This is a genomic window from uncultured Flavobacterium sp. (genome assembly GCF_937967675.1).
Taxonomy (GTDB): domain Bacteria; phylum Bacteroidota; class Bacteroidia; order Flavobacteriales; family Flavobacteriaceae; genus Flavobacterium.
The window spans coordinates 1-8,630 of sequence record NZ_CALBSN010000116.1 but is presented as its reverse complement, the minus strand read 5'-3'; the positions used below and the strand labels follow the sequence as shown (position 1 = coordinate 8,630).

8 protein-coding genes are annotated in these 8,630 nt (G+C 29.9%); all 8 read right to left on the bottom strand.

All coding sequences use genetic code 11. The annotated features are described in order from the left end of the window. Window positions 1–168: 168 nt before the first annotated feature. Window positions 169–1,236 carry a restriction endonuclease subunit S gene (locus Q0075_RS07800; RefSeq protein ID WP_297869026.1) on the bottom strand — a complete coding sequence of 356 codons (1,068 nt, stop codon included), beginning with the start codon at window positions 1,234–1,236 and terminating at the stop codon, window positions 169–171. A gap of 1 nt (window position 1,237) precedes the next feature. Beyond that, the gene (locus Q0075_RS07795; protein ID WP_297869025.1) at window positions 1,238–3,148 is read right to left on the bottom strand and encodes an N-6 DNA methylase; all 1,911 of its coding nucleotides are present in this window, start codon (window positions 3,146–3,148) and stop codon (window positions 1,238–1,240) included. Window positions 3,149–3,338: 190 nt separating this feature from the next. Further along, entirely contained in the window at window positions 3,339–4,373 is a 1,035-nt protein-coding gene (locus Q0075_RS07790; RefSeq protein ID WP_297869024.1) for a PD-(D/E)XK nuclease family protein, read from the bottom strand. Beyond that, window positions 4,374–4,715, bottom strand: coding sequence for a hypothetical protein (locus Q0075_RS07785; RefSeq protein ID WP_297869023.1), 342 nt, complete (start codon window positions 4,713–4,715; stop codon window positions 4,374–4,376). Window position 4,716: 1 nt separating this feature from the next. Next, window positions 4,717–5,223: an SH3 domain-containing protein gene (locus Q0075_RS07780; protein WP_297869022.1), complete on the bottom strand. Its 507-nt coding sequence runs from the start codon at window positions 5,221–5,223 to the stop codon at window positions 4,717–4,719. Further along, window positions 5,223–5,450 carry a hypothetical protein gene (locus Q0075_RS07775; protein ID WP_297869021.1) on the bottom strand — a complete coding sequence of 76 codons (228 nt, stop codon included), beginning with the start codon at window positions 5,448–5,450 and terminating at the stop codon, window positions 5,223–5,225. Before Q0075_RS07775 ends, Q0075_RS07780 begins: the two co-directional genes overlap by 1 nt. A 5-nt stretch (window positions 5,451–5,455) precedes the next feature. Further along, window positions 5,456–6,454 carry an SH3 domain-containing protein gene (locus Q0075_RS07770; RefSeq protein ID WP_297869020.1) on the bottom strand — a complete coding sequence of 333 codons (999 nt, stop codon included), beginning with the start codon at window positions 6,452–6,454 and terminating at the stop codon, window positions 5,456–5,458. Between the two features lie 250 nt (window positions 6,455–6,704). Next, window positions 6,705–8,522 carry a T9SS type A sorting domain-containing protein gene (locus Q0075_RS07765; protein WP_297869019.1) on the bottom strand — a complete coding sequence of 606 codons (1,818 nt, stop codon included), beginning with the start codon at window positions 8,520–8,522 and terminating at the stop codon, window positions 6,705–6,707. Between the last annotated feature and the right edge of the window lie 108 nt (window positions 8,523–8,630).

The following is an 8,630-nucleotide window of genomic DNA, read 5'->3' as shown; positions in this document are numbered from 1 at the left end:
TGTGAAATAAGAGTTTTTAGAAGAAATGAGAGTTTTTTCACAGCCTGACGTTTTGCAGCTTGGCGAAGTGGCGGATTTAGAAGCACTTACTTTCAATTTAGTACTAAAATTTATTAGAATTCCGAATGTTCGATTTAGCACTGAACCCGCCATTTTGCCAAACTGCTGTTAGGCGTTCGTTGTTTTTCTTTCGATGTATTTTGTAAGTTTTTCGAATTCTATTTTCTTGATAAAGTTTTCCATATATACATAGTCTGGCTGTCCTTTTTCGTCTATTGGTAATTTTAATTTTTCTTTTTTTAATCTTGTGTCGCTTCGTTTGTAGCCAAAATTATATTTGCCTCTAATTCGGTCAGCAACTGTTGTAATAAATAGACCAATTTCTCTATTTAGCTTTTCAGAATAGCCAACTGAAATGTCAGAAGTTGCGATGAAATCTTCTGCTTTGTAAATTGAAAATCCCATTGAACCTTCTCCATTTCGGATAAATGCAATAGAGTTTCCTTTTTGTATCATTTTTTCATTACCATTACTATTAACATAAGCTAAAACGCCATTGTTTGTGTTAGTAGCTCCCAAATAATTAATACCTGAATTATTCTTTTCTAAATGGTTTAAGCCTTTCGATTTACCAGGGAATAATTTGAATAATTTGCCAATCTCAAACTCTCCAAACTCTTTTTTATCAAGAGTTTCAACCTCTTTGAAATCCTTTATTTGTTCAATTCTCGTAGAAATATGTTTTTGGAATTTTGCGATTTTTTCATTTTCTTTTTGTCGCATATAATTCTCCATAAATGCAAAGTCAGGTTCTTTCTTAATGTTTATGGGAAGCAATATTCTTTCCTTTTTTAAATGAGTTTCATTTCTTTTAAAGCCAAAATTATATTTACTTCTTACGGTATCTGCAATTGTTATTATAAATGAAGCTGTATATTTATTTAAGTTATTATTTCTGCCAACTTTTACAGTTGTAGAGCCTATAAAATCCTCACTTTTATATATTGAATAACCAACAGAACCTTCTCCGTCACAAATAAAAGCAATACAATTTCCTTTTGTGATTAATTTTTTATCTGGTTTTACAAACTTCAAAACTCCATTATTTCTATTGGTTGCACCAACATAAGGAATATTACCATTTTCTAATAAAGATACATTAGAGCATTTGCAATTTTCGATTGAGAAAATCTTACCAATTTCAAATACACCCCATTCAATATTATCCAAATTCATTTTAGTTGGTTTTTTGAGGTTCAAATAAATATTCTCTGTCCTGCATTATCATATTAAATTCAAAGGTCAGATAATCAGCAATAGTTTTTTCAAAGTCTTCAATTTCTGGAATTTCATCATTGAAATAGTAAAATGAATGTAACCATTCGTCTTCTGATTCAATATTTGTGCTAACACAAAATTTTGTTTCGGCTTCAATTCGGTCAAACCAAACGTCAAGTAAATGTTGTTTTTTGTCTTTCGCTTCAATTGTTTCAATAAGTCCTCTATGCTTTTGAACTTCAAAACCATCTTTTTCAAAATTAATAAACTTTACTTTTTTGTTTTTATAATGCGGAACTCCTGTTGTAAAAACTGCAATACAAGGATTTGTTCCAACACCATAAAATGTTGTTTTACTAAGTGTAATAACTCCTTCTAATGTATGATACTTTAAAATATTTTCTTTTATTGCTTGTTCTTCTTTGGTTTTTCCTACCATTGTAGATTGTGGAACAATTACAACAACTTTACCATCTTGCACAACTGAATTTAAAAGATGTTCTGTAAAATTAATCTCGTATAAACTTGGATTATTTTTACTACCCATAGAATAGGGTGGATTCATCATTCCAACGGTACAACTTTTTTCTTGTAATTGTGATGGATTGTATTTTAAAAAATCTTCTTGCTCCAAATTACTTTTTCCATCGCCACGCAAAATCATATTAGTTGTTGCAATGGTAAACATATAAGGTTGTAATTCTAAACCGTGTAATTGGTTTTTTCTGATATTTCTTTGTGCTTCGGGATTATCTGTTTTTTGCAACATATCGTGCATAGCAGCAATTAAAAATCCTGCTGTCCCACAACAAGGATCTAAAACTGAATCAGTTGGTTTTAATTCTACTAAATCACAAAATAATTCTGTTATGTGTTTTGGAGTTAAAACAATTCCTAAAGATTGACCGTCACCACCTGAATAAGACATAAACTCTCCATAAAATCTACCTAAATAATCTTCCGAAGATTGTATTTGTTTTATGTTTTTATAAATGTTTTCGTATAAGAATTCTGTAAAGTGTTTTAAAGGTGTTTTTTTTAATCCTTCGTTTATTTCATTAATTGCTTTTGTGTCTTTTATGACTAAAAACTGACTTAATAATTTTTCTTTTTTTACTTGAGGAGAAACATTTGACCTTTTTAAATTCTTTTCAATGGCTTCATAAATTTTTTCGCCATCTGTGTTTGTTTCGTCTCCAATTAAACTTTCAATACTGAAACCTTTATGTTCCATTTCACGCAAAGCCAAAAGAATACCAGAAACAATTAAGGGTTTATCCTTATCTTGAATACTGCCATAATTTCTTAAATCTTCGTGAAGATTTTTTGCGTCTTTTAGGATTTCTTCTGCTGTTTTTTCTTCAGGTGTTTGTTCTTTTAAAATATTTTTTGTGTAGTATTCATCAATGTTTTTTTCATTGAAAAGTGTAAACGTTTCAACATCTTCAAGTTCTTTGTAACCTCCTCTTTCATCAATAAAGATTGGTGAAATTTTGTGCCTTTTTTCGTTACCTGAAACTCCGAAAACAATGAATTTTTTATAATTTGTATTTTTTGCTAAATGTTTGCCATAAAACAAAGCTCCATTTACAGCATAATTTTTTACGTTTGCAATTTCATTACAAATTACATCTTTATCATTTCGCTTTATATGAAATGAAACATCTGCTTTGTTTTCAATAACTAAAACGAAGTCTTTAACAATTCCGCTATATTCAGGAAAACCAACTTTTCCAGTTCCAGCTTTTGATGCCGATTTTAAAGCGTTGTCAATGTCTTTTATGTTGCTTCCTTGTGGGTGTAAGTCGATATTTGCTTCTTTAAGCAATTCATAAACCCATAAATCTGTCAATATTTCTTTCTTCGCCATTATTTTGTCAATTCGTTAATGTCGCAAATTTAGTTTTTTTATTTCTATTATTTGTCGGTTTGTCTGTCGGTTTTGCGGTTCGCTACAATGACGCCTAACGTTCCCAGGCTTTGCGAGGTTGCGGACTAAAGAAACCGAAACTTTCGGTTAAACCTTAACTCAAAGATACAAAACTGACTTTAAATTAAGCCTAATTCCCGCAATCTTGCAAAACCTGTGTTACCTGCTGTGTTTTTTTGTTACAACAATATTCATCAATCGTTTTTTCTAAATTTCTCAATGTTACTAAAAATAATTCAAAGTCAAAATTTCCATCATCATCAGTTTGGAAAGCGTTTTGAACCACAGCTAAAGTTGAAGTATTTCCAGCTCTATATTTGTCAGGTTTGTTAATTATAATATTGTTTCTTTCAGCAAAAGGTTTTAACTCATTTAAGGTATGATAAAGAATATGAGTTTTTTGCTCCCAACCAGCTATTTTAATTACCAATTTAATGCCATTATTAAAAGCATTTTCAATTTGAATATAAATTTCAGAAATTTCTTTTGTTCCTTTCCAATGATACCAAAAACCTAAAAATCCACCCATTTGGTTTGCAACATATCTCCAGTCTGTCCATTCATCTATATTCTCTTGGAGTTTTAAATAAAAACCTTCACTTGCTTTCCAATCAGAAGTTATTTTGTGGAATTTGTTAAATGAATTTGTAGAATTTTCAATTTCTGTTAGGTATTCCTTAAAATCATTAAATATTTCACTATTAATTTGTCGTTTATTAAAAATGTCTAAAATTGCTTTTCTGTCTATTGATTTGTAGCCTTTTTGTTTTATTAAATTCAATGTAGACAAGCTTTCATTTCCTGTTTTTAAGTATATAAAAATAGTTTTGTGAGGTTTGTCCTTGTAGTGTTTTGTTACAATTTCCTTGTAGCGTTCTAACTGGTTAGAATGCTCTCCAGTGTTTGTTTTATCCTCAATGCCAATAAAATATTCATCATTAACTTCTGCCCAAATATCAATATTGTTCCATTGTCTGCCAGCAATAACTTTTGTAATAATGTAATTATTAGGAACACCTATAAGTGTTTTTATAAAATCTTTTGCAGTTTCATTAAGACTTGGGTTTAGTTCATTCAATTCATTATTCGCCCAATTTAAAAACCAAGTAAAAAAAGCATCTTGTGAAAGTTCTTTAGTTGCAAAATTGAATAGATTTGGTTTCATTTATGAAAAAATTATATAGTTATTTCTGCCTTTGTTGTATTCAAAAAGGGAATTTTTGAATGTTTCAGCATCATTTTTTGATAAATATTTGGCTTCAACCCAACCGCCAGTTGCTTTTATACTAATATTTGCTCCAAAAAGATGTTCGTCAACTCTTATGTTTCTTATAAATCTAAAAGCAATGATATTTTTGTTTATTCCAATGAAATACCAATTCCTTTTTTCTACAGTAATAGTTTCATTTTCGTAATCTACGGATAAAACCCAAGGGTTAATAATATGAGCTAATTGCCCATTAAAAAATAGAGCAATTATTGAAGATTTAGATTTTATTAAATTCATATTAAAATGTTTTTATCCAAGCTAAAATTCCAGCTATCAAAGCTATAACTAAACTTATTATAAGTGCATAAATGCCATCTATAATATAATCTTTAAAAGTTATATCATATTCACGATAACCTTTAGAACGTCTACCATCTTTAACTCTTCCTTTAAAACTTCTATATCCTAATAGCAAAATAAGTGTAATAATAAATGAAGTTGAAAAAGCCTTTTTAAAACCATATTTGAAACCACTTTTTGTTGTAGGTTCATTTAGATTGATTTCTTCCAAAAAACTTTTTTTTACAAAACCTTGTTTTTCTGAAATGCTAATTTTAATCCAATCGCCTTCAACTGAAATCGCTCTAATTGTATCGTTTTCATAAATTTTTGCGATTACATCAGAATTTGTGTTTCTTTCTGCTCTTACATTTAAAGTTTTTGGTTTTACAATATAAGTTTGTGAAAAAGCAAATTGAGTTGATAAAAGCAACAATAATAAACAAGTAAATTTTAGGAATTTCATTAGAATATTAAATATAGGATTAAACCAATTATTATAAAGGAGTAAAGAAACTCAAGGTAAACATTTCTTTCGTTTTTCTTAATTGACTTTTCAAGTTCAGATGCTCGCCAAATATTATTCTTTTTTCTTTCTATTTCATTTTCAATTTTTGAAATATTTGATTTTGCAAAATCAATATCGTCAATATGTTGGTCTAATAAATCTACTATTTGTTGTATTTTTTCCATTGTTTTTATCTTATTTGAAAACTTGTAACTAAATCGTTTTGGATGTTTATTTTTAATCTATATGTACCATCATTACCACGATTGTTTATTTTATCATAAAAATATGTTTCCCATTTATTATCTGCGTCAGAACTTTCATTTATTTTTTCAGGATTTCCAATAAAGTAGTCAAGGAAAACTTTATGTAAACCAACAAAAGGTTTTTCATTATTTATTAATTCGTTTGTGTTTTCAGAACCATATAACTCAATTAATTTTTCTTTTATCAGATTAAATTGTTGTCTTTTTATTTCATTTGTTTTACTAATTGCATTGTCTAAATTACGTTCAGTTTCTGCTAATTTGTTATTTTCATTTGTAATTTGTTCTCTAACAATTTCTTTTGAAATATTTTTAATGTTTTCTTTTGAATTGTTATTTAAAATTAATTTATCATCTTTTATTTGCTTTTCAATTTTAAAAATGAAAGATATTCTGTAGTATAAGATTATTAGTAAAATTCCAATTCCAACGATTTTGAAAAATGAGAATAAATCATAGAAATAGTATAAAGTTCCAATAATTGTTATTATAAAGCCAATTAAAAAAGATTTAATAACTAATGAAAAATTACCTATAATGTCTAATTGAACCAATTTGTTTTTTAAAAGATAAAGTAGTCCAAAACAAATTGCAGAAACAAAAAGCAAAGCAATTAAAAAATAACTTTTCAAAAGCTTCTTTAAAAGAAGAAGTTTTATAGTTTCTTTTTCACTTGTAATTTCTTTTACAAATTCATTTTTAACATATCCACTTAATGAGTCTTTATAAATTGCTTTACTCCAGCCATTTTCTGTTTCTGTAATTAATAAAGTGTCATTTAAAGTTATTTCAGAAATTACTTTTGAATCTACATTTGGATTTGCTCTTAAGTTTAGGTTTTTGGTTGAAATGGCTGTTATTGTATCATTTGAGTAAATATTGATACTACAAAATAGAATAAGGAATAAATAAATTTTTCTCATTGATTATATTATGTTTGTTTTAATTTCTTCAAAATTAATTGTTTGCTATGTCAAAAGATGTCGTTTTTAGCACGATTTTTTTTTAACATAGCAGGTAACGGTTTGCGGCTTGGCGAAGAAGCGGATTTCGAAGCACTAAACTGTCTGCCAGCACTGAGTTTGACACGAAGCTCAAAGCTTCATTTAAACAATGAACCCGCTTTTTTGCCAAACCGCTGTTATGCATTCGTGCAATTATTTCTCGTTCTATTCACTTTTTAGTTTTTACAATAAATTTTGCTAATAATTTGTCTGACTTAATAAAATAAATACCTGGAGTAAGTTGTTCTACCGATATATTATCTACACACTCCATTTTGCTTATCACTTTTTGACCACTAGAGTTAAATACTTCAATATTATTAAGTGGCTCTGAAAAATGTAAAACGTTATCAGCGGGATTCGGGAATAGTTGAAATACTGAATTGTTAAAATTTATATCATCAAGCCCAGTTGTCGTATTAGTGTATTCTAATATTAATAAACTCATAGGCGGCATTATGTAATTTCCAGAATTATCAGTTGCAGGAATAGTCTCAACAATTGTTTCTGATGTATTTGATGCTGCAGATAGAAGCCGGGAATTTGTGAGTATGTAACCATTAACACCGTTGACTTGTAATGGCACACTATTAACTCTATCTCGATTTACTGCCACAATATTGATGTGATTCAGGTCATTTGATATGAATGCATTTGAGCGAATTGAATAAGGAATTCCATCACTAGCAGTAGGAGAAGTAGTTGTTATTTGAATTGAGTTATCTAAAAAAATCGGTTTCAGTATTTTGTAAATTTGGGCACCAGGTAGCAAGGTGTAGTTTGACGGCCCGTTTTTTCTAATCGGGTGCCATTGGGCTAATGCATTGCCATATGCCCAAAAGTTTGCCCTTTCTATCGTGGACTTTTGAGAAAGCATCAATAATGCATCGGCTTCAAAAACGGCTCCTTCCCATTGCATAGCCAAATTTTGCTGGGCGAGAGTAGATCCAATCTGCGGATTGATGGCGTGCGCATAATCGCCAATAAATACTTTTATATTACTACTTGCGGCAGCATTAACTAGGGCATTGATTTGTGTGTTAACTGAATGGATATTTGGAGAATTGGTGGTCAGATCTTCATCGCCAAAAAAGTGCTGAGATAGAGCATATATCTTTCCTTGTTGTGCTAATTGGGAATTCAAGATTGCATTTGCCCATGTTCCTGCTGCACCATTTCCCTGTGTTGGAAGTGTTATTTTTATCGTTGGATCAACAGCTAGCATGGCATCAATAATGGGCGTTACATCACTTAAATATGTATTGCAGTTTATACTGCTTGCTCCATATTCATTTTGGGACCATGGTTCGTTGCCTATATTCCATATTCTAATATTATAAGGCTGGGGGTGACCATTGGCTGCTCGCAAGGCAGCCCAAGGATGATTACCGTCATTAGGACTATTGCAATACTCTACCCAGTCTGCATTGCTTGCAATCATATTTGGAATTGCTCCTGCAGCTTGAGTAGTGTTAAGATTCGTATTACTTTCGTCATAAATAGGCACCATTATTTGGATATCGGCACCGGTTAAACCCTTCGCTTCACACATAGCCATAAATTCATCGAATCCGAAATTTACGGGCTGGGGCGATCCCAAACTACCCATTATATCCTGATTTGGTCTAGGGCCAATCTGTCCAAGAGTATCAATAGATTTTTTCCATTCAAACCCTACCGCAATACCATTTGCCGGATATCGAATAGTTGTGTAAGGAAAATCATTGAATAAAGCATCTACTTCAGGAATTATTGTTGCATTTGCATTGTAATAACCTATTTGACCATTACTACCATTTCCTGTTAAACTTGTCCTTGAATCAAATGTGATTCCAAACAACAATTTTGTATTGGTCATAACGTTGGTGTTAATGTTGTTTACAGTAATTGTAGCAACTTGTGCTTCGCAATTATTAGAATAAATTATTAAAGCAAATATTGAAAGTCCAATAATGCTTAAATTTAATTTTCGGATTTCTTTTTTCATCTTCATTGTATTTGTTGTATTCATTAGTTATTTATACTTTGTCTTTTGCATGATGCATAACGTCAGACTGTGAAAAAACTCACAATCTTTTTAACAAAAATAGTAAAA